The organism is Streptomyces sp. NPDC001002, assembly GCF_053599215.1.
The window spans coordinates 25,467-44,352 of the sequence record NZ_JBSFLV010000046.1; the positions used below are offsets into that span (position 1 = coordinate 25,467).

Here is an 18,886-nt window from a genome sequence, read left to right on the forward strand (position 1 = left end):
GGGGAGACGAGACGGGGGAAGCGACATGAACAGCCAGGTGGTCACCGAGACCATGGTCCGGGTCGAGGACGTGCACAAGTCCTACGGCCATGGGGCGGCCGCCGTGCACGCGCTGCGCGGAGTCTCCTTCGAGGTCCCGCGCGGCGAACTCGTCGCCCTCAAGGGGCGCTCGGGCTCCGGCAAGACGACCCTGCTCAACATCGTCGGCGGACTCGACCTGCCCGACCGGGGGCGGGTCACCGTCGACGGCCTCGACCTCTCCGCGCTCGGCGAGGACGGGCTGCTGGGGCTGCGCAGGGACCGTATCGGCTTCGTCTTCCAGTCCTTCGGGCTCGTCCCGATCCTGACCGCCGCCGAGAACGTCGGGGTGCCGATGCGGCTGCGCCGGGCACCCGTGCGCGAGCGCGAGGAGCGCGTCGAGCTGCTGCTGGCCCTGGTGGGCCTCGCCGACCACGCCAAGCAGCGGCCCGGCGAGCTCTCCGGCGGCCAGCAGCAGCGCGTGGCCATCGCCCGCGCCCTCGCCAACAGCCCCTCGCTGCTCGTCGCCGACGAGCCGACCGGCCAGCTGGACGCCGAGACCGGGCACGCCGTCATGGAGCTGCTGCGCGCGGTCGTGCACAGCGAGCGGGTCACCGCCCTGGTCGCCACTCACGACGCGACCCTGCTCGACCTGGCCGACCGGGTGCTGGAACTGGGCGACGGGGAGATCGTCGAGCACTGAGCACCGCGCGTCAGAGTTCCGTCAAAGAGCCCCGCTCAGCCCTTCCCCGCACCATTTGTCGCGATGGCCCGCCGTACTCTCGACGCTGCGCAGTCAGCGGTGAGCGGAAGACAATGGGGCCATGGGACGCGGCAAGCTTCGGATCTACCTCGGTGCGGCACCGGGCGTCGGCAAGACGTACGCGATGCTCTCCGAGGCGCACCGGCGGGTGGAGCGCGGTACCGACGTAGTCGTCGCCTTCGTGGAGCACCACGACCGGCCGCGCACCGAGGTGATGCTGCACGGCCTGGAGCAGGTGCCCCGCAAGGAACTGGAGCACCGCGGGGCCGTCTTCTCCGAGATGGACGTCGACGCGGTCCTCACCCGGCACCCCCAGGTGGCCCTGGTCGACGAACTCGCGCACACCAACATCCCCGGCTCGCGCAACACCAAGCGCTGGCAGGACGTCGAGGAACTCCTCGCGGCCGGCATCGACGTCGTCTCCACCGTGAACATCCAGCACCTGGAGTCGCTCGGGGACGTCGTCGAGTCGATCACCGGCGTACGGCAGCGGGAGACCGTGCCGGACGAGGTGGTGCGGCGGGCCGACCAGATCGAGCTGGTCGACATGTCGCCCCAGGCCCTGCGCCGCCGGATGGCACACGGCAACGTCTACAAGCCCGACAAGGTCGACGCGGCCCTGTCCAACTACTTCCGGCCCGGCAACCTCACCGCGCTGCGCGAACTGGCGCTGCTGTGGGTCGCCGACCGGGTCGACGAGTACCTGAAGCAGTACCGCAGCGAGCACCGGGTGTCGAAGATCTGGGGCTCGCGGGAGCGGATCGTGGTCGGCCTCACCGGCGGACCCGAGGGCCGCACCCTCATCCGACGGGCCGCGCGGCTCGCCGAGAAGGGCGCCGGCGGCGAGGTCATGGCCGTCTACATAGCCAGCAGCGACGGTCTGACCGCGGCCTCGCCCAAGGAACTCGCCGTCCAGCGCACCCTGGTCGAGGACCTCGGCGGCACCTTCCACCACGTCGTCGGCGACGACATACCGGCCGCCCTGCTCGCCTTCGCGCGCGGAGTCAACGCCACCCAGATCGTGCTCGGCGTCTCCCGCCGCAAGACCTGGCAGTACGTCTTCGGACCGGGCGTCGGCGCCACCGTCGCCCGCGAGTCCGGACCCGACCTCGACGTCCACCTGATCACCCACGGCGAGGCCGGCAAGGGGCGCGGCCTTCCGGTGGCCCGCAGCGCGCGGCTCGGCCGGTCCCGGATCATCGCCGGCTGGATCGTCGGCGTGCTCGGACCGGTCGCCCTGGCGCTGCTGCTCAACACCGTCGACCTCGGCCTCGCCAACGACATGCTGCTGTTCCTGGCGCTGACCGTGGCGGCCGCCCTGCTCGGCGGGCTGCTGCCCTCGCTGGCCTCGGCCGCGGTGGGCTCGCTCCTGCTGAACTACTACTACACGCCGCCGCTGCACAAGTTCACCATCGCCGACCCCAAGAACATCGTCGCCATCGTGATCTTCGTAGGCGTCGGCATCTCCGTCGCCTCCGTCGTCGACCTCGCCGCCCGGCGCACCCACCAGGCGGCCCGGTTGCGCGCCGAGTCCGAGATCCTGTCGTTCCTCGCGGGCAACGTGCTGCGCGGCGAGACCGGCTTGGAGGACCTGCTGGAGCGGGTCCGCGAGACCTTCGGGATGGAGTCGGCGGCCCTGCTGGAGCGGACCGGCGAGCACGACCCGTGGACGTGCGCGGGACGTGTCGGCACCGGCCCGCCCGTCGGCAGACCCGACGAGGCGGACGTGGACGTGCCGGTCGGCGACCACATGGCGCTCGCCCTGACCGGCCGCGTGCTGCCCGCCGAGGACCGCCGGGTGCTGGCCGCGTTCGCCGCCCAGGCCGCAGTCGTCCTGGACCGCCGCCGCCTCCAGGAACAGGCCGACCGGGCCCGCACCCTGGCCGAGGGCAACCGCATCCGCACGGCCCTGCTGGCCGCCGTCAGCCACGACCTGCGCACCCCGCTGGCCGGCATCAAGGCGGCGGTCTCCTCGCTGCGCTCCCACGACGTGGCCTGGTCGGAAGAGGACCAGGCCGAGCTCCTGGAGGGCATCGAGGAGGGCGCCGACCGGCTCGACCACCTCGTCGGCAACCTCCTCGACATGTCCCGCCTGCAGACCGGCACGGTCACCCCGCTGATCCGCGAGATCGACCTCGACGAGGTCGTCCCCATGGCGCTGGTCGGGGTGCCCGAGGGCAGCGTCGACCTGGACGTCCCGGAGACGCTGCCCATGGTCGCCGTCGACCCGGGGCTTCTTGAGCGGTCGGTCGCCAACCTGGTGGAGAACGCGGTCAAGTACAACCCGCACGGCAAGCAGGTCCTGGTGGCCGCCAGCGCCATCGCCGACCGGGTCGAGGTCCGGGTGGTCGACCGCGGCCCCGGTGTCCCCGACGACGCCAAGGACCGTATCTTCGAACCCTTCCAGCGCTACGGCGACGCCCCGCGCGGGGCCGGCGTGGGCCTGGGGCTCGCGGTCGCGCGCGGCTTCGCCGAGGCCATGGGCGGCACCCTCAACGCCGAGGACACGCCCGGCGGCGGTCTCACCATGGTCCTCTCCCTGCGGGCGGCAGGATCGGCCCCGCAGGAGCTTCTGCAGCAGGCACAACCCGAGAGGCAGGTTCAATGACCCGGGTGCTCGTGATCGACGACGAGCCGCAGATCGTGCGCGCCCTCGTGATCAACCTCAAGGCGCGCAAGTACGAGGTCGACGCGGCCCACGACGGCGCCACCGCCCTCCAGCTCGCCGCCGCCCGCCACCCCGACGTGGTCGTCCTGGACCTCGGCCTGCCCGACATGGACGGCGTCGAGGTGATCCGGGGCCTGCGCGGCTGGACCCGGGTGCCGATCCTGGTGCTGTCCGCCCGGCACTCCTCCGACGAGAAGGTCCAGGTCCTGGACGCCGGCGCCGACGACTACGTCACCAAGCCCTTCGGCATGGACGAACTCCTCGCCCGGCTGCGGGCCGCCGTCCGCCGGGCCGAGCCGGTCGGGGTCGGCGAGGACGAGGTGACGGCGGTGGAGACCGAGGAGTTCACCGTCGACCTGGCAGCCAAGAAGGTCCACCGCGACGGCCGGGACGTACGCCTCACGCCCACCGAGTGGCATCTGCTGGAGGTGCTGGTCCGCAACACGGGCCGGCTGGTGAGCCAGCGCCAGCTGCTCCAGGAGGTGTGGGGTCCGTCGTACGGGACGGAGACCAACTACCTCCGCGTGTACATGGCCCAGCTGCGCAGAAAGCTGGAGGCGGACCCGTCGCACCCCAAGCACTTCATCACGGAGCCGGGGATGGGATACCGCTTCGAGAAGTGAGGAGTTGAGCGGGGAAGTGACGAGCGGTGACGGGACATGACGACAAGTGACCAGAGGTGGCGCGCCCGTTCGAACGCCCGGGCTCGCGGGTACGTACGTGTCAGTGCACCCCGGTACGCTTCAGATATGAGTGCTGTTCCTCGTTCCGAAAAGGCGGTGGGCCGCTTCCGGCGCATGCTCGACCGGCTCTCCTCGTCCCAGGAGGACCTGGAGTCGGAGGAGCTGCGTGAGGACGCGGAGACCGCGGGCTGCGTGCGGATCGGTGACTGCCACGACCGACAGATCGTCACGGTTACTGGTACCTTGCGCACGGTCACCCTGCGCCCGCGCGCGGGGGTCCCGGCCCTGGAGGCCGAGCTGTTCGACGGCTCCGCCGCGCTGGACGTGGTGTGGCTCGGCAGGCGCTCCATCGTGGGGATAGAGCCGGGACGCAGACTGATCGCATCGGGCCGGATCTCGATGAGCCGAGGCCGCCGGGTGCTGTTCAATCCGAAATACGAACTGAGACCCCTCGGACGGGAGTAGCCGGTGACGTCGCTCGACAAGCCGACCGAAGACACTCAAGCCGACGATGCGCGGGCGGTGACCGAGGCCGCCCTGTTCGAGGCGTTCGGTGGAGTGCGGGGCATGGTCGAGACCGTCCTGCCCGGCCTGCTGTTCGTCACCATCTTCACGATCAACAAGGACCTGCACTGGTCGGCCATCGCCGCCCTCGGCGTCTCCCTGGCGCTCGTGGTGGTCCGGCTGGCCATGCGGGACACCGTCAAGCACGCCTTCAGCGGTGTCTTCGGCGTCGCCTTCGGTGTCGTCTTCGCGATGATGACCGGCAACGCCAAGGACTTCTACCTCCCCGGCATGCTCTACACGCTGGGCCTGGCGCTGGCGTACATCATCACGACCCTGTGCGGGGTCCCGCTGATCGGCCTCATCCTCGGCCCGGTCTTCAAGGAGAACCTCTCCTGGCGCACCCGCAACCCGGGCCGCAAGAAGGCCTACGCGAAGGCCAGTTGGGCCTGGGGCCTGATCCTCCTCGCCAAGTGCGCGGTCCTCTTCCCGCTGTACTGGTGGGCCAACACCGCACAGCTCGGCTGGGTCCTGATCGCCCTCAAGATCCCGCCCTTCCTGCTCGCGGTCTGGCTGACCTGGGTCTTCCTCGCGAAGGCGCCCGCGCCGATCGACGTCTTCGCGGAGATGGAGGCGGAGGAGCAGGCCGAGAAGGAACGCAAGGCCGCACTCGCTGAGGAGCGCGCGGAGCAGGGCGAGGTCGCGGGCCGGCACCGCCGCGAAGCGTAGTCTCCGGCACGACGGAGCTTTCGGTACGTGGTTGAGGGGCCCTGGGAATCCCAGGGCCCCTCAACCACGTACCGGACCGAACAGAACCGTCGGCTAGCCCGCCGCGTCCTCCTTGCGGACCGACAGCAGGTCCTCCAGTTGTTCCTCCCTGGCCTGGGCCGCCACGAACAGGAGTTCGTCGCCGGCCTCCAGGGAATCCTCGCGGGACGGGGTGAGGACCCGGGTGCCGCGGATGATGGTGACCAGGGACGTGTCCTCGGGCCACTCCACGTCGCCGACCTGGGTGCCGGCCAGGGCCGACTCCTCGGGGAGGGTCAGTTCGACGAGGTTGGCGTCGCCGTGGCTGAAGCGGAGCAGCCGGACCAGGTCGCCGACCGACACCGCCTCCTCGACCAGGGCGGACATCAGGCGCGGGGTGGAGACGGCGACGTCGACGCCCCAGGACTCGTTGAAGAGCCACTCGTTCTTCGGGTTGTTCACGCGGGCGACCACCCGCGGGACGCCGTACTCCGTCTTCGCGAGCAGGGAGACGACGAGGTTGACCTTGTCGTCACCGGTCGCGGCGATCACGACGTTGCAGCGCTGGAGCGCGGCCTCGTCCAGGGACGTGATCTCGCAGGCGTCGGCGAGCAGCCACTCCGCCTGCGGGACGCGCTCGACCGAGATGGCGGTCGGCGCCTTGTCGATGAGCAGGACCTCGTGGCCGTTCTCCAGCAGTTCGCCCGCGATCGAGCGGCCCACGGCGCCGGCACCGGCAATAGCGACCCTCATCAGTGACCGCTCTCCTCTTCGGGACCCTTGGCGAAGGACGCCTCGACCTTGTCGACCTCGTCGGTGCGCATCATCACGTGCACCAGGTCGCCCTCCTGCAGCACCGTCTGGGAGCTGGGCAGGATCGCCTCGCCGAGCCGGGTCAGGAACGCCACCCGGACGCCCGTCTCCTCCTGCAGCGTGCTGATCTTGTGGCCGACCCAGGCCGCGGAGGCGTGCACCTCGGCGAGCTGGACGCCGCCGGTGGGGTCGCGCCACAGCGGCTCGGCGCCGGAGGGGAGCAGCCGGCGCAGCATCTGGTCGGCGGTCCAGCGGACCGTGGCCACGGTGGGGATGCCCAGGCGCTGGTAGACCTCGGCGCGGCGGGGGTCGTAGATGCGGGCCGCGACGTTCTCCACGCCGAACATCTCGCGGGCCACCCGGGCCGAGATGATGTTCGAGTTGTCGCCGCTGGAGACGGCGGCGAAGGCGCCGGCCTCCTCGATGCCGGCCTCGCGCAGGGTGTCCTGGTCGAAGCCGACTCCGGTGACCCGGCGGCCGCCGAATCCGGGACCGAGACGACGGAAGGCGGTGGGGTCCTGGTCGATCACGGCGACCGTGTGCCCCTGTTGCTCCAGGGTCTGGGCAAGAGCGGAACCCACTCTTCCGCAGCCCATGATGACGATGTGCACGACCGTCCTTCCGGTGTCCTAAAACTACTGCTCAGCCAAGGGTCTCAGACCGACGCCCAAGCTACACACGCGCGGTAGGACGTCGGCACCCCTGTGCACGGTTGCCGTGCACGCCCGGGTCTTCAGCGACGGCTGATGCTGCGGACACTGGCGAGGGTGAGGAGTCCGAGGCCGACGAGAGTCACCGCGGCGCCGATCAACTCCGCTGTGGCGTGCATGGAACCTCCGGGTCATGGCAAGCGGCGGCAACGGCCGGGGAATGGGGCGGTGTTAGTCATATAGACATGGGGAGCGGGCGACCTGCGGAATCCGCAGGTCGACCGTCGCAGAGTTCACCCGTAGAGCAGATGCGGGGTGGCGGGTGGTTGTGCACCCGTTCGAACGCCTACGATGCTCAGTTGTGTCCAAACTGACCGACGTGCCCAAGCGGATTTTGATCGGGCGCGCACTGCGCAGTGACCGGCTGGGCGAAACGCTCCTGCCGAAGCGCATCGCCCTCCCCGTCTTCGCCTCCGACCCGCTCTCCTCCGTGGCGTACGCCCCCGGCGAGGTGCTGCTGGTCCTGTCCATCGCGGGTGTGTCGGCCTACCACTTCAGCCCCTGGATCGCCCTCGCGGTCGTCGTGCTGATGTTCACCGTGGTCGCCTCCTACCGGCAGAACGTGCACGCCTACCCCAGCGGCGGTGGCGACTACGAGGTGGCGACCACCAACCTGGGCCCCAAGGCCGGACTGACCGTCGCGAGCGCCCTGCTCGTCGACTACGTCCTCACCGTCGCCGTCTCGATCGCCTCCGGCATCGAGAACCTCGGCTCCGCCATCCCCTTCGTGGTCGAGCACAAGGTCGCCTGCGCGGTCGGCGTGATCGTGCTGCTGACCCTGATGAACCTGCGCGGGGTGAAGGAGTCCGGGAAGCTCTTCGCCATCCCGACGTACGTCTTCGTCGCGGGCGTCTTCATCATGATCGCGTGGGGCGCGTTCCGCGGCCTGGTGCTCGGCGATGCCATGCGGGCGCCGACGGCCCACTACACGATCAAGGCCGAGCACCAGGGCCTGGCCGGATTCGCCCTGGTCTTCCTGCTGCTGCGCGCCTTCTCCTCCGGCTGCGCCGCGCTCACCGGTGTCGAGGCGATCTCCAACGGCGTGCCGGCCTTCCGCAAGCCCAAGTCGAAGAACGCGGCGACCACGCTGCTCGCGATGGGTCTGCTCGCGGTCACCATGTTCTGCGGGATCATCGTCCTGGCCCTGACCACCAAGGTCCGCATGGCCGAGAACCCGGCCACCGACCTGCTCAGGAACGGCGCCGAGGTCGGCTCCGGCTATGTGCAGAACCCGGTCATCACCCAGGTCGCCGAGGCCGTCTTCGGCAAGGGCAGCTTCCTCTTCGTCATCCTCGCCGCGGCCACCGCGCTGGTCCTGTTCCTGGCCGCCAACACCGCCTACAACGGCTTCCCGGTGCTCGGCTCGATCCTCGCCCAGGACCGCTACCTGCCCCGCCAACTGCACACCCGCGGCGACCGCCTCGCCTTCTCCAACGGCATCGTGCTCCTGGCCGGCACGGCCATGCTGCTCGTGGTCATCTACGGCGCGGACTCGACCCGCCTCATCCAGCTCTACATCGTCGGCGTGTTCGTCTCCTTCACGCTCAGCCAGACCGGCATGGTCCGGCACTGGAACCGCCATCTGGCCACCGAGAAGGACCCGGCCAAGCGCCGCCACATGGTCCGCTCGCGCGCCATCAACACCTTCGGCGCCTTCTTCACCGGCCTGGTCCTGGTCGTCGTCCTCGGCACCAAGTTCACCCACGGCGCCTGGGTCGCCCTGCTCGGCATGGTCATCTTCTACGCGACGATGACGGCGATCCGTAAGCACTACGACCGCGTCTCCACCGAGATCGCGGCCCCCGAGGGCCCGAGCGACGACAGCGTACGGCCCTCCCGCGTGCACTCGGTCGTGCTGATCTCCAAGATCCACCGGCCCACCCTGCGCGCTCTCGCCTACGCCAAGCTGATGCGCTCGGACACCCTCGAAGCGCTCAGCGTCAACGTCGACCCGGCCGAGACCAAGGCGCTGCGCGAGGAGTGGGAACGGCGCGGGATCGACGTACCGCTGAAGGTCCTCGACTCGCCGTACCGCGAGATCACGCGGCCGATCATCGAGTACGTGAAGGGGCTGCGGAAGGAGTCGCCGCGGGACGCGGTGTCCGTGATCATCCCCGAGTACGTGGTGGGCCACTGGTACGAGCATCTGCTGCACAACCAGAGCGCGCTGCGGCTCAAGGGCCGGCTGCTGTTCGTGCCGGGGATCATGGTGACGTCCGTGCCGTACCAACTGCAGTCCTCCGAGGCGGCCCGCGACCGCGCCCGCAAGCGGCAGGACTGGAACGCGCCGGGTGCGGTGCGGCGGGGTCCGGCGCAGGTGCGGCCGAAGGAGCCGACGGGGTCGGGTACGGGTCCGGGGGCGGGCGGCAAGGACTGAGTAAGTCCTCGGCTTCGGGCGCTGACGGCCGGCGTTCGTTGGTCGGCGGCCGGACGGCACCCACGTAGACTGGTGGGCTGTTGTCCGGCCGTATTTTCTTTCGATGTTGTGGAGTCACCCCGCCATGCAGGCAGAACCGAAGAAATCGCTGGTCGGGGAGGCGTACGAGGTCGAGGTCGGGCCCGTCGCGCACGGCGGGCACTGTATCGCCCGTACCGCCGAGGGCCAGGTGCTGTTCGTCCGGCACGCGCTGCCCGGTGAGCGGGTCGTGGCCCGGGTGACCGACGGCGAGGAGGGCGCCCGCTTCCTGCGCGCGGACGCGGTCGAGATCCTCTCCGCGTCCAAGGACCGCATCGAGGCGCCCTGCCCCTACGCGGGCCCCGGCCGCTGCGGCGGCTGCGACTGGCAGCACGCCAAGCCGGGGGCGCAGCGCCGGCTCAAGGGCGAGGTGATCGCCGAGCAGCTCCAGCGGCTCGCGGGCCTCACCCCGGAGGAGGCCGGCTGGGACGGCACGGTGGTGCCGGCCGAGGGCGACAAGCTGCCGGCCGGACAGGTGCCGCAGTGGCGTACGCGCGTGCAGTACGCGGTCGACGTGGACGGCAACGCCGGTCTGCGCAAGCACCGTTCGCACGAGGTCGAGCCGGTCGAGCACTGCATGATCGCGGCGCCGGGCGTCAGCGAACTGGGCATCGAGGAGCGGGACTGGGCCGGCATGGCGTCGGTCGAGGCGATCTCGGCGACGGGTTCCCAGGACCGCATGGTGATCCTGGAGCCGAACCCGGGCGCGCGCCTGCCCCTGGTCGAGCTCGACCGCCCCGTCTCCGTGATGCGCGTCGAGGAGCACGACGGCGGCATCCACCGCGTCCACGGCCGCGGGTTCGTGCGCGAGCGGGCCGACGGTCGTACGTATCGCGTCGGCAGCGGCGGTTTCTGGCAGGTCCACCCGATGGCGGCCGACACCCTCGTCAAGGCGGTCATGCAGGGCCTGATGCCGCGCAAGGGCGAGATGGCGCTCGACCTCTACTGCGGCGTCGGCCTCTTCGCCGGCGCCCTCGCGGACCGCCTCGGCGACAAGGGCGCGGTCCTCGGCATCGAGTCCGGCAAGCGGGCGGTCGAGGACGCGCGGCACAACCTGGCGGGGTTCGAGCGCGTACGGATCGAACAAGGCAAGGTCGAGACGGTCCTTCCGCGCACGGGCATCACGGAGGCGGACCTGATCGTCCTGGACCCGCCCCGTGCGGGGGCTGGCAAGCGGACGGTCGAACATCTGGCGTCGCTGGGGGCACGGCGGATCGCTTATGTGGCTTGCGATCCGGCTGCGTTGGCTCGGGATTTGGGGTATTTCCGGGATGGGGGGTACAAGGTGCGGACGTTGCGGGCGTTTGATTTGTTTCCTATGACTCATCATGTGGAGTGCGTGGCGATTCTGGAGCCGGTGGGCAAGGGGGCCTGACCTGCGGTTTCGGGCGTGCGCATGGTGTGTGGTGCGGGCGTTGCGGGCGATCCGCCAGACTTGCCGCTGTTTCCCGACGGAGAAGGGGCGGCAAGCATGGCGAACAGCGCACTTCTGGTGATGGACGTCCAGCGGGACATCGTGGCCATCGCCGACGACGGTTCCGGATATCTGCCGCGCTTGCGCAGAGCGATCGACGGTGCCCGCGCTGCCGGCATCCCCGTGATCTACGTGGTGATCGGGTTACGGCCGGGCGATCCGGAAGTCAGCCCTCGCAACAAGGTGATGACGAACGCCGTGCGGGCAGGACTGTTCACCGAGGGCGCCCCCGGCAGCGCGATCCATGACGACGTCGCGCCCCAGCAGGACGACGTGGTGGTCACCAAGAGGCGGGGGAGCGCGTTCTCGGGCAGCGACCTCGACCTGGTACTCAGGGCGCGCAATATCGACAGCCTTGTTCTCACCGGCATCGCCACCAGCGCTGTGGTGCTGTCCACTCTGTGGCACGCCATCGACCTGGACTTCGGCCTCACCGTCCTGGCGGACGGCTGCCTCGACACCGACCCCGAGGTGCACCGGATGCTCACCGAGAAGCTGTTTCCGCAGTGGGCGGATGTCGTCACCGTCGAGGACTGGCTCAAAACCATCGCACCGCAATAGCGGGAGGCCGTCCGGACCCTCGCATGCCTGTCACAGCCTCGCGAAAGGCGCGTTCCCGACGCCGAGCGCCGCGTCCAGGCGGGCCGGTTGCAGGACGTGGTCGCGGACCAGGTACGCGGCTCCGGCGATGCCGGCCCGGGATTTGTACTTGGTGGGGACGATCTGCAGCTGGCGGGTGGCGAGAGGGAGTGAGCGTTGATAGACGACCTCGCGGACTCCTGCCATCAGGTGGTCGCCGGTGGTGCCGAGGATGCCGCCCAGGACGATGACATCGGGGTTGAGCAGGCTGGTCGCGTAGGCGACCGCCTCGCCCAGGACGCGTCCCGCGGCGCGTAGGGCCGTGACGGCTCCGCTGTCGCCGCTCTTCACCTGTTCGACGACGTCGCGTGCGTCGTGGCTGTTGTCCTGGTGGCGGGCGCGGGCGTCGCGGGCCAGGGCCCAGCCGCCGACGAGGGACTCCAGGCAGCCGCGGTTGCCGCAACGGCACTGCGGGTCGCCGAAGCCGCTGATGCGGGCGTGGCCGATGTCGCCGGCCGCGCCCTGGGCGCCGCGGTTGACCCGGCCGTCGATGACCATCCCGCTGCCGACCCCGGTCCCGGCCTTGATGTACAGCAGGTGCCGCTGGTCGTGCCAGAAGCGCCGGTGCTCGGCGAGGGTCAGCAGGTTGACGTCGTTGTCGATCAGGATGGGGACCGGCCAGTTCTGGCGCAGGTGGCCGCGGATGTCGTAGTCGTCCCAGCCGGACATGATCGACCAGCCGAGCACCTTTCCGGCCTCGTAGTCGACCGGCGCGGGCAGGCCGAAGCCGATGCCGGCGACCGGTCTGTCGGCCAGGCCCGCGTGGCCGATCATGTCGTGCACGGTCGCCGTGATCCGGTCGAGCAGGACGTCGGGGCCTGCTCCGACGGCGAGCCGTTCGACCCGGTCGGCGAGGATCACCGTGTCGAGGTCGGTGACCGCGACGCGGGTCCGCTCCTCGCCGATGTCGACGCTGATGAGGAGCCCGGCGGAGGGGTTCAGCTGCAGCGCGCGGGACGGCCGGCCCCGTGAGGGAATGTTCTTGTCGCTCTCCCGGACCAGGTCGGCGGCGAACAGCGCGTCGAGCCGCTGGCCGACCGTCGAGCGCGACAGGCCCGTCGCCTCGGCGATGGCGGTCCGGGTGCGGGCCCGGCCGGAGGTGATCAGCTCCAAGACTCGTCCGGGACCCTCGTCGGCCCGCCACAGTGACGGATTCGCCGGGGCCGTGGGTGTCGTCTCGGTCATCTCGCTCCACTCGTTCGAACGTCTGCGTGCACTGTAGTGAAGCACCGACTTTCGTCGATGACAACGCATAAGAAGGAATTTGATGCTTGACAGTCGCCGAAACTGTGCGCAACATCTCCGTAATCGGCAAGTCATACTGCCACTGCAGAGACAAATGGACGCTCCTGCAGGGTGAGCCGCCGGTCCGCTTCCAGGAGGACTCCATGAAGATCGTCCGCCGCACCCCCAGACTCGGAATCAAGGCCATGGCGTTGGCCGCCGCCTGTGCCGTCGCCGCCGTGGGATGCGGTTCGGGTTCCGGCAGTTCCGACACGTCCGCCGGTCAGGCCGGTGGAGGCGTCACGATCGGCATAGTGAATCTGAACCTCAGCAACCCGTTCTTCGGGACGCTGGGGGACGCCACCGAGGCCGCGGCCAAGGCCAAGGGCTGGAAGGTCATGAAGGCCGAGGCCAAGGTGCCCGGCGACTCCGCGACCCAGGTCACCGCGATCGAGAACATGATCGCCGCGAAGGTGAAGGCGCTCGTCGTCACCCCGGCCAACTCGACCGCGCTGAACGGCGTCCTGAAGCAGGCCAGGGACAAGGGCATCCTCGTCCTGGACGTCAACTCACCGCTCGACCCGGTCGGCACCGCGGACGGCACGTACGCCACCGACAACCTCGCCGCCGGCAAGCTCATCGGCCAGTGGGCCAAGGCCTCGTCCCCGAGCGATCCGCACATCGCGATGCTGGACTTCGACCTCACCGACCAGCCGTCCGCCGGCCGGCACAACGGATTCCTCAGCGGTTACGGCATCACCATCAAGTCCCCGCTCATCGCGGGCAGCGCGCTCACCCAGGCGACCGTGGACACCGGGCAGAGCGCGATGGAGAACCTCCTGTCGGCGCACTCCGACATCAACGTCGTCTACACGATCAACGAGCCCACCGCGCACGGCGCGTACACCGCCATCAAGAACAAGGGCCTGTCGGGGAAGGTCGTCATGGTCTCGGTCGACGGAGCGTGCTCGGGCGTCCAGGACGTGAAGAACGGCATCATCGGCGCCACCGCCATGCAGTTCCCGAGCAAGATGGGACAGATGGCGGTCGACGCCACCGCCGCCTACCTCAAGGACGGCACCAAGCCGCCGACGCCCGACAAGGTCACCGACTCCGGCACCGTCCTGATCACCGACAAGCCCGTCGCGGGGGTCGCCTCCCAGAACTCGGCATGGGGCCTGGAGCACTGCTGGGGCGACAAGTGACAGCGACGGCGACGCGCGAGGCCGACGTGGCGGCCCTTGAGGGGGAGGCCGGCCGCGCCTCGGGCCTGCGCGCGCTGGCGACCCATCAGATCTCGGGCCCGCTCGCGGCCCTGCTGCTGGCGGTCCTCGTCTTCTCCCTGTCCACGAGCACGTTCTTCAACTCGGAGAACCTCTCCCTGATCGCCCAGCAGTCCGTCGTGGTCGGCACCCTCGCCCTCGGCCAGACGCTGATCATCCTGACCTCCGGCATCGACCTGGCCAACGGCGCGATCATGGTGCTCGGCTCCGTGGTCATCGGGAAGCTCGCCGTCCACGACAACCCCGTCCAGGCGCTGATCGTCGGCCTGGTGGTGTGCGTGGCGGTCGGCGCGGTCAACGGCCTGCTGGTCTCGCTGCTGAGACTGCCGCCGTTCATCGTGACCCTCGGCGTGCTGTCCGTGGTCGCCGCGTCGGCCCGGCTGTACACCGACTCGCAGAGCTACCCCGTCACCTCCGACCTGCTGACCTGTCTCAACCTCGGCCCGACGGTCGGCGGGGTGACCATCACGTACGGCGTCATGCTCTGGGTCGCCCTCACCGCGGCGCTGGCCTATGCGCTCACCCAGACCTCGTGGGGCGTGCGGGTGTACGCCGTCGGCGACAACCACAAGGCGGCGGAGCTGGCCGGCATCAAGGTCCGGCGCATGCTGCTCAGCGTGTACGTGGTCGCGGCCGTCATCTATGTCTTCGCCGCCTGGCAGGCGCTCGGCCGGACGCCGACCGCCGACCCCAGCGGGTACCCGACCGCGAACCTCGACAGCATCACCGCGGTCGTCATCGGCGGCACCAGCCTCTTCGGCGGTCGCGGCGGAGTCGTCGGCACGCTCGTCGGCGCGCTGATCGTGACCGTGCTGCAGAACGGGCTCACCCAGGCCGGCATCGACTCGCTCTACCAGCAGGTCGCCACCGGCGTGCTGGTGATCATCGCGGTCGGCGTCGACCACCTGGTGCGAAGGAGGCAGACACGATGACCAGCGAGCGACCCGCACCCCAGGGGCCCGTGCCCAACGTGCTCGAAGCACGCGGCCTGACCAAGCACTACGGCCATGTCGTGGCCATGGACGACTGCGACTTCGATCTGCGGCCGGGCGAGATCCTCGCCGTCATCGGCGACAACGGAGCGGGCAAGTCGACCCTGATCAAGTCCCTGACGGGAGCCGTCCTCCCGGACTCCGGCACCATGCGGCTCGACGGCGAGACCGTGCACTTCCGCAGCCCCCTCGACGCGCGCCGGGCCGGCATCGAGACCGTGTACCAGGAACTCGGTGTGGCCCCGGCGCTCGACATCTCCCAGAACCTCTACCTCGGCCGCGAACAGCGTCGCCGCGGGGTGCTCGGCACGGTGTTCCGCCAGTTGGACAAGAGCGCCATGCGGCGGGGCGCCGCCCAGCAGATGGCCGATCTCGGCATCCGCGTGCAGTCCATCCGGCAGAAGGTCGAGACTCTGTCCGGCGGACAGCGGCAGGCCGTCGCCGTCGCCCGCGTCGCCGCGTGGGCGACCCGCGTCGTGATCATGGACGAGCCGACCGCCGCGCTGGGCGTACGCGAGACCAACCAGGTCCTCGACCTCGTCCTGCGCGTCCGGGACAGCGGTCTGCCGGTCGTCCTGATCAGCCACAACATGCCCAACGTCTTCCAGGTCGCCGACCGCATCCACATCCACCGGCTGGGGCGCCGCATCGCCCTGGCGGACCCGAAGGCCATCTCCATGGAGGAAGCCGTCGCCATCATGACCGGTGCCAAGTCACCCGACACGATCGAACGGCTCGACCCGGGCCCGCACCGGCCCGACGAGCCGACGGCATCGACCCCCCGCGTGGAAGGCGAACAGTGAACAAGCCCGCAGCGGCCCATGACACCGAGCAGGAACCGAAGGTGCACGCCATGGGTGTCCAGGATCTGATCGAGGCGGCCCGAGGGCTCATCACCCCCGGCCGGCGCCGGATCCTGGGCATCACGGGCGCTCCCGGTTCGGGCAAGTCCACGCTCGGCGAACTCCTCGTGTCCGCGCTCGGCGACCAGGCCGTACTGGTCGGACTCGACGGCTTCCACCTGGCCAACGCCGAACTCGACCGCCTGGGACGCCGGGAGCGCAAGGGAGCCGCCGACACCTTCGACGCCGCCGGATACGTCAACCTCCTGCGCCGGCTCGCCTCCCGCGAGGACGAGGTCGTCTACGCCTCGCTCTTCGACCGCAGCCTGGAGGAGTCCATAGCCTGCGCGGTGCCCGTTCCGCGTGACGTACCGCTGGTCGTCACCGAGGGCAACTACCTCCTCGTCGACGGACCCGTCTGGGGACCCGTACGGGAACTGCTCGACGAGTGCTGGTACGTGGAACCCGGCGAGGACGTACGCCTCGACCGGCTCATCGCCCGGCACATGTCCTACGGCCGTTCCGCCGACGAGGCGTACGAACGCTCGCACGGCTCGGACCAGCGCAACGCCGAACTGGTCCGGGCGACCCGCGCCGCGGCGCACCGGATCGTCCGCGTGCCCACCGTGCGCACCCCGCCCGAGCCCGCCGAGGAGGCAACCGCATGAGCGTCCTGGACCAGTTCCGTCTCGACGGCAAGGTCGCCGTCGTCACCGGAGGAAACCGGGGCATCGGCAAGGCCGTCGCGCTCGCGCTCGCCGAAGCGGGCGCGTCGGTCGCGATCGCCGCCCGTGACGAGGAGCGCAACGCCGAGGCGGTCGCCGCACTGACCGCGGCCGGCGCCACCGCGATCTCCACCCGGACCGACGTCACCCGCCGGGACGACCTCGTCGCCATGCGCACCGAGGTCACCGACCGGCTCGGCCCGATCGACATCCTGATCAACAACGCCGGCATCGGCATCCACGGCGAGTCCCTCACCATCGACGACGACAGCTGGGACCGGGTCATGGCCACCAACCTCGACGCGGTCTGGAAGGCCAGCCAGGTCGTCGGCGAGTCCATGGTGGAACGCGGCACCGGAGCGATCGTCAACGTCGGCTCCATGTCGGGCATGATCGTCAACCGCCCCCAGTGGCACACCCCTTACGCCGTCTCCAAGGCCGGCGTGCACCACCTCACCCGGTCCCTCGCCGCGGAATGGGCGCCCAGGTCGGTCCGGGTCAACGCCATCGCCCCGGGCTACACCAAGACGGAGATCTCCGACATCGACCGCCCCGAGTACCGGCACTACTGGATCGACGAGGTCCCGATGCAGCGCTACGCGCAGGCCTCGGAGATCGCCCCGGCCGCGCTCTATCTGGCCAGTCCCGCTTCGTCGTTCGTGACCGGGGAGGTTCTGGTGATCGACGGGGGCTACACCTTGTGGTGAGTCGGGCCGGGTACGGCTCCTGACCTTGGCGAAGGTCCGTACCGGACGCGTCAAGTGATGGAGGAACAGGGCCTGTTGGGGCAGGTCTGCGGTCGGGTTCTGAACGGATCACCGGCGTCGTGCGCCCTCATCGACCAACTGCCATGGATTCGGCTTCAGTTGTTGACGCCGGCCACCGGCAGGTCTACAACCCGGAGAGAGCGCTCTCACATCTGCTGTTGCTCCTACCCCGCACGCCGAACCGGCTTGAGGAGAACACCCCATGCAGACTTCCGCCGGCGTACCCGGCACGCCCCGCAGACCTTCGGCCCGTGTCGTACGCCCCCGTACCGCTCTCGGACTTGTCGTCATCCTGATCGTCGCCTGCTTCGTCACGCTGACGTCGTCGCCCGCCCAAGCCGCCGAGCAGTTGCTGTCCCAAGGAAAGCCCGCCACCGCGTCCTCGACCGAGAGCGGGGCCTTTCCCGCGAGTGCGGCCGTGGACGGGAACACCGGCACCCGGTGGTCCTCGGCCTTCGCCGATCCGCAGTGGGTGCGGGTGGATCTCGGGTCCACCCAGCAGCTCACCCGGGTCGCGTTGAACTGGGAGGCCGCCTACGGCACCGCCTACCAGATCCAGATCTCCAACGACGCCAACAGCTGGACCACCGTCTACTCCACCACCACCTCCACCGGTGGCAACCAGAGCATCAATGTCTCCGGTAGTGGACGCTACGTGCGCGTGTACGGCACCGCGCGGGCCACCCAATGGGGCTACTCGCTCTGGGAGTTCCAGGTCTATGGGCCCGGGAGTACTACGCCGCCGGACGACTTCTGGGGGAGTACCAGTGACATTCCTCCGGCCGCCAACGCCGTCGAGGTGAAGATCCTCAACCGGACCAACGGCAAGTACCCGGACAGCCAGGTGTATTGGAGCTTCAACGGGCAGGTCCATTCCATCGCCGAGCAGCCCTACCTGGACATGCCGGCCAACTCCGCGGGGCGTATGTACTTCTATCTCGGCACGCCCAACGGGCCGTACTACGACTTCATCGAGTTCACCGTCGGCAGCAACGTCTTCAACGGGAACACCACCCGCGTCGACGCGTTCGGGCTCAAGCTCGCCATGCGGCTGCACAGCAAGGACGGTTACGACGTCGAGGTCGGTGAGAATCGGCAGACCTTCGCCGAGGATCGCGCCACTACATTCCAGCGGTTCACCGATGCCGTGCCTTCGCAGTTCAAGGTGCTGGCCCAGACCCAGGGGCCGTACCGGATCATCGCGCCCGGCAGCGACCCGAGTTTCCGTGCGGGTGGGGTCAACGCCAACTACTTCACGTCGTACGCCCAGTCGGTCGGCGTGAACGCGGCCACCTCCGACATCTTCGGTTGCGCCGCCTCGTTGGCCGCCAACCCCGACATGTGTGCCGCGCTCAACCGTCATGTGGCCACGCTGCCGGCCTCGCAGCAGTCCGACCCGGCGCAGTTCTACAAGGCCGCGCCCGCGAACTACTACGCCAAGTTCTGGCACGACAACGCCATCAACCAACTCGCCTACGGATTCCCGTACGACGACGTGGCGGGGCAGTCCTCCTTCATCTCGCACGCCAACCCGCAGTGGCTTCTGGTCGCCGTCGGTTGGTAGTGCGTCCGGATTTCT

General features: G+C 69.7%; 17 protein-coding genes. 14 read left to right on the forward strand and 3 right to left on the reverse strand.

What is annotated here, in order from left to right:
• Positions 1-25: 25 nt before the first annotated feature.
• The 5 genes from ACWDR3_RS21905 to ACWDR3_RS21925 all read left to right on the forward strand — a co-directional run bounded on the left by ACWDR3_RS21905 (position 26) and on the right by ACWDR3_RS21925 (position 5,365).
• Positions 26-721 (forward strand): ABC transporter ATP-binding protein, encoded by a 696-nt coding sequence (locus ACWDR3_RS21905; protein WP_450354186.1) that lies wholly within the window; start codon positions 26-28, stop codon positions 719-721.
• Positions 722-842: 121 nt separating this feature from the next.
• The gene (locus tag ACWDR3_RS21910) at positions 843-3,389 is read left to right on the forward strand and encodes an ATP-binding protein (RefSeq protein WP_450354187.1); all 2,547 of its coding nucleotides are present in this window, start codon (positions 843-845) and stop codon (positions 3,387-3,389) included.
• Complete coding sequence (locus tag ACWDR3_RS21915) at positions 3,386-4,072, forward strand: response regulator (RefSeq protein WP_280879670.1); 687 nt, start codon at positions 3,386-3,388, stop codon at positions 4,070-4,072. The genes ACWDR3_RS21910 and ACWDR3_RS21915 overlap by 4 nt, the downstream gene beginning before the upstream one ends.
• A gap of 126 nt (positions 4,073-4,198) precedes the next feature.
• A complete protein-coding gene (locus tag ACWDR3_RS21920) occupies positions 4,199-4,597 on the forward strand; it encodes an OB-fold nucleic acid binding domain-containing protein (RefSeq protein ID WP_401721977.1) in 399 nt (132 codons plus the stop codon).
• Between the two features lie 3 nt (positions 4,598-4,600).
• Positions 4,601-5,365 carry a DUF3159 domain-containing protein gene (locus ACWDR3_RS21925; protein WP_450354188.1) on the forward strand — a complete coding sequence of 255 codons (765 nt, stop codon included), beginning with the start codon at positions 4,601-4,603 and terminating at the stop codon, positions 5,363-5,365.
• A gap of 93 nt (positions 5,366-5,458) precedes the next feature.
• On the opposite strand, the gene ACWDR3_RS21930 is transcribed toward ACWDR3_RS21925, so the two are convergent.
• Both ACWDR3_RS21930 and ACWDR3_RS21935 read right to left on the reverse strand, forming a co-directional pair.
• On the reverse strand, positions 5,459-6,136 hold the full coding sequence (locus ACWDR3_RS21930) for a potassium channel family protein (protein WP_450354189.1): 678 nt from the start codon (positions 6,134-6,136) through the stop codon (positions 5,459-5,461).
• Positions 6,136-6,807 carry a potassium channel family protein gene (locus tag ACWDR3_RS21935; protein ID WP_280879668.1) on the reverse strand — a complete coding sequence of 224 codons (672 nt, stop codon included), beginning with the start codon at positions 6,805-6,807 and terminating at the stop codon, positions 6,136-6,138. The genes ACWDR3_RS21930 and ACWDR3_RS21935 overlap by 1 nt, the downstream gene beginning before the upstream one ends.
• A gap of 400 nt (positions 6,808-7,207) precedes the next feature.
• On the opposite strand from ACWDR3_RS21935, the gene ACWDR3_RS21940 reads away from it, so the two are divergent.
• The 3 genes from ACWDR3_RS21940 (at position 7,208) to ACWDR3_RS21950 (ending at position 11,396) form a co-directional block, all read left to right on the forward strand.
• Complete coding sequence (locus tag ACWDR3_RS21940) at positions 7,208-9,283, forward strand: APC family permease (protein WP_450354190.1); 2,076 nt, start codon at positions 7,208-7,210, stop codon at positions 9,281-9,283.
• A gap of 124 nt (positions 9,284-9,407) precedes the next feature.
• Positions 9,408-10,736 carry a class I SAM-dependent RNA methyltransferase gene (locus ACWDR3_RS21945; RefSeq protein ID WP_450354191.1) on the forward strand — a complete coding sequence of 443 codons (1,329 nt, stop codon included), beginning with the start codon at positions 9,408-9,410 and terminating at the stop codon, positions 10,734-10,736.
• Between the two features lie 96 nt (positions 10,737-10,832).
• Positions 10,833-11,396: a cysteine hydrolase family protein gene (locus tag ACWDR3_RS21950; protein WP_450354221.1), complete on the forward strand. Its 564-nt coding sequence runs from the start codon at positions 10,833-10,835 to the stop codon at positions 11,394-11,396.
• A gap of 30 nt (positions 11,397-11,426) precedes the next feature.
• Here the strand turns inward: ACWDR3_RS21950 and ACWDR3_RS21955 are convergent, their stop codons facing one another.
• Positions 11,427-12,659 carry an ROK family protein gene (locus ACWDR3_RS21955; RefSeq protein WP_450354192.1) on the reverse strand — a complete coding sequence of 411 codons (1,233 nt, stop codon included), beginning with the start codon at positions 12,657-12,659 and terminating at the stop codon, positions 11,427-11,429.
• 203 nt (positions 12,660-12,862) lie between these two features.
• On the opposite strand from ACWDR3_RS21955, the gene ACWDR3_RS21960 reads away from it, so the two are divergent.
• The 6 genes from ACWDR3_RS21960 to ACWDR3_RS21985 all read left to right on the forward strand — a co-directional run bounded on the left by ACWDR3_RS21960 (position 12,863) and on the right by ACWDR3_RS21985 (position 18,871).
• On the forward strand, positions 12,863-13,903 hold the full coding sequence (locus ACWDR3_RS21960) for a substrate-binding domain-containing protein (RefSeq protein ID WP_450354193.1): 1,041 nt from the start codon (positions 12,863-12,865) through the stop codon (positions 13,901-13,903).
• Positions 13,900-14,913, forward strand: a complete 1,014-nt coding sequence (locus ACWDR3_RS21965; RefSeq protein ID WP_450354194.1) for an ABC transporter permease — start codon at positions 13,900-13,902, stop codon at positions 14,911-14,913. The genes ACWDR3_RS21960 and ACWDR3_RS21965 overlap by 4 nt, the downstream gene beginning before the upstream one ends.
• Positions 14,910-15,776, forward strand: coding sequence for an ATP-binding cassette domain-containing protein (locus tag ACWDR3_RS21970; RefSeq protein WP_450354195.1), 867 nt, complete (start codon positions 14,910-14,912; stop codon positions 15,774-15,776). The genes ACWDR3_RS21965 and ACWDR3_RS21970 overlap by 4 nt, the downstream gene beginning before the upstream one ends.
• A gap of 41 nt (positions 15,777-15,817) precedes the next feature.
• Positions 15,818-16,483, forward strand: a complete 666-nt coding sequence (locus tag ACWDR3_RS21975) for a nucleoside/nucleotide kinase family protein (protein WP_450354222.1) — start codon at positions 15,818-15,820, stop codon at positions 16,481-16,483.
• Complete coding sequence (locus tag ACWDR3_RS21980; protein ID WP_450354196.1) at positions 16,480-17,247, forward strand: SDR family NAD(P)-dependent oxidoreductase; 768 nt, start codon at positions 16,480-16,482, stop codon at positions 17,245-17,247. The genes ACWDR3_RS21975 and ACWDR3_RS21980 overlap by 4 nt, the downstream gene beginning before the upstream one ends.
• 262 nt (positions 17,248-17,509) lie before the next feature.
• On the forward strand, positions 17,510-18,871 hold the full coding sequence (locus ACWDR3_RS21985) for a beta-1,3-glucanase family protein (protein ID WP_450354198.1): 1,362 nt from the start codon (positions 17,510-17,512) through the stop codon (positions 18,869-18,871).
• Positions 18,872-18,886: the final 15 nt, after the last annotated feature.

Bases quoted from the DNA above. Each gene is read 5' to 3' on its own strand.
- ACWDR3_RS21955 (WP_450354192.1), bottom strand. From the start codon at position 12,659: ATGACCGAGACGACACCCACGGCCCCGGCGAATCCGTCACTGTGGCGG.
- ACWDR3_RS21980 (WP_450354196.1), top strand. From the start codon at position 16,480: ATGAGCGTCCTGGACCAGTTCCGTCTCGACGGCAAGGTCGCCGTCGTC.
- ACWDR3_RS21920 (WP_401721977.1), top strand. From the start codon at position 4,199: ATGAGTGCTGTTCCTCGTTCCGAAAAGGCGGTGGGCCGCTTCCGGCGC.
- ACWDR3_RS21985 (WP_450354198.1), top strand. From the start codon at position 17,510: ATGCAGACTTCCGCCGGCGTACCCGGCACGCCCCGCAGACCTTCGGCC.
- ACWDR3_RS21905 (WP_450354186.1), top strand. From the start codon at position 26: ATGAACAGCCAGGTGGTCACCGAGACCATGGTCCGGGTCGAGGACGTG.
- ACWDR3_RS21945 (WP_450354191.1), top strand. From the start codon at position 9,408: ATGCAGGCAGAACCGAAGAAATCGCTGGTCGGGGAGGCGTACGAGGTC.
- ACWDR3_RS21950 (WP_450354221.1), top strand. From the start codon at position 10,833: ATGGCGAACAGCGCACTTCTGGTGATGGACGTCCAGCGGGACATCGTG.
- ACWDR3_RS21930 (WP_450354189.1), bottom strand. From the start codon at position 6,136: ATGAGGGTCGCTATTGCCGGTGCCGGCGCCGTGGGCCGCTCGATCGCG.
- ACWDR3_RS21915 (WP_280879670.1), top strand. From the start codon at position 3,386: ATGACCCGGGTGCTCGTGATCGACGACGAGCCGCAGATCGTGCGCGCC.
- ACWDR3_RS21970 (WP_450354195.1), top strand. From the start codon at position 14,910: ATGACCAGCGAGCGACCCGCACCCCAGGGGCCCGTGCCCAACGTGCTC.
- ACWDR3_RS21960 (WP_450354193.1), top strand. From the start codon at position 12,863: ATGAAGATCGTCCGCCGCACCCCCAGACTCGGAATCAAGGCCATGGCG.
- ACWDR3_RS21910 (WP_450354187.1), top strand. From the start codon at position 843: ATGGGACGCGGCAAGCTTCGGATCTACCTCGGTGCGGCACCGGGCGTC.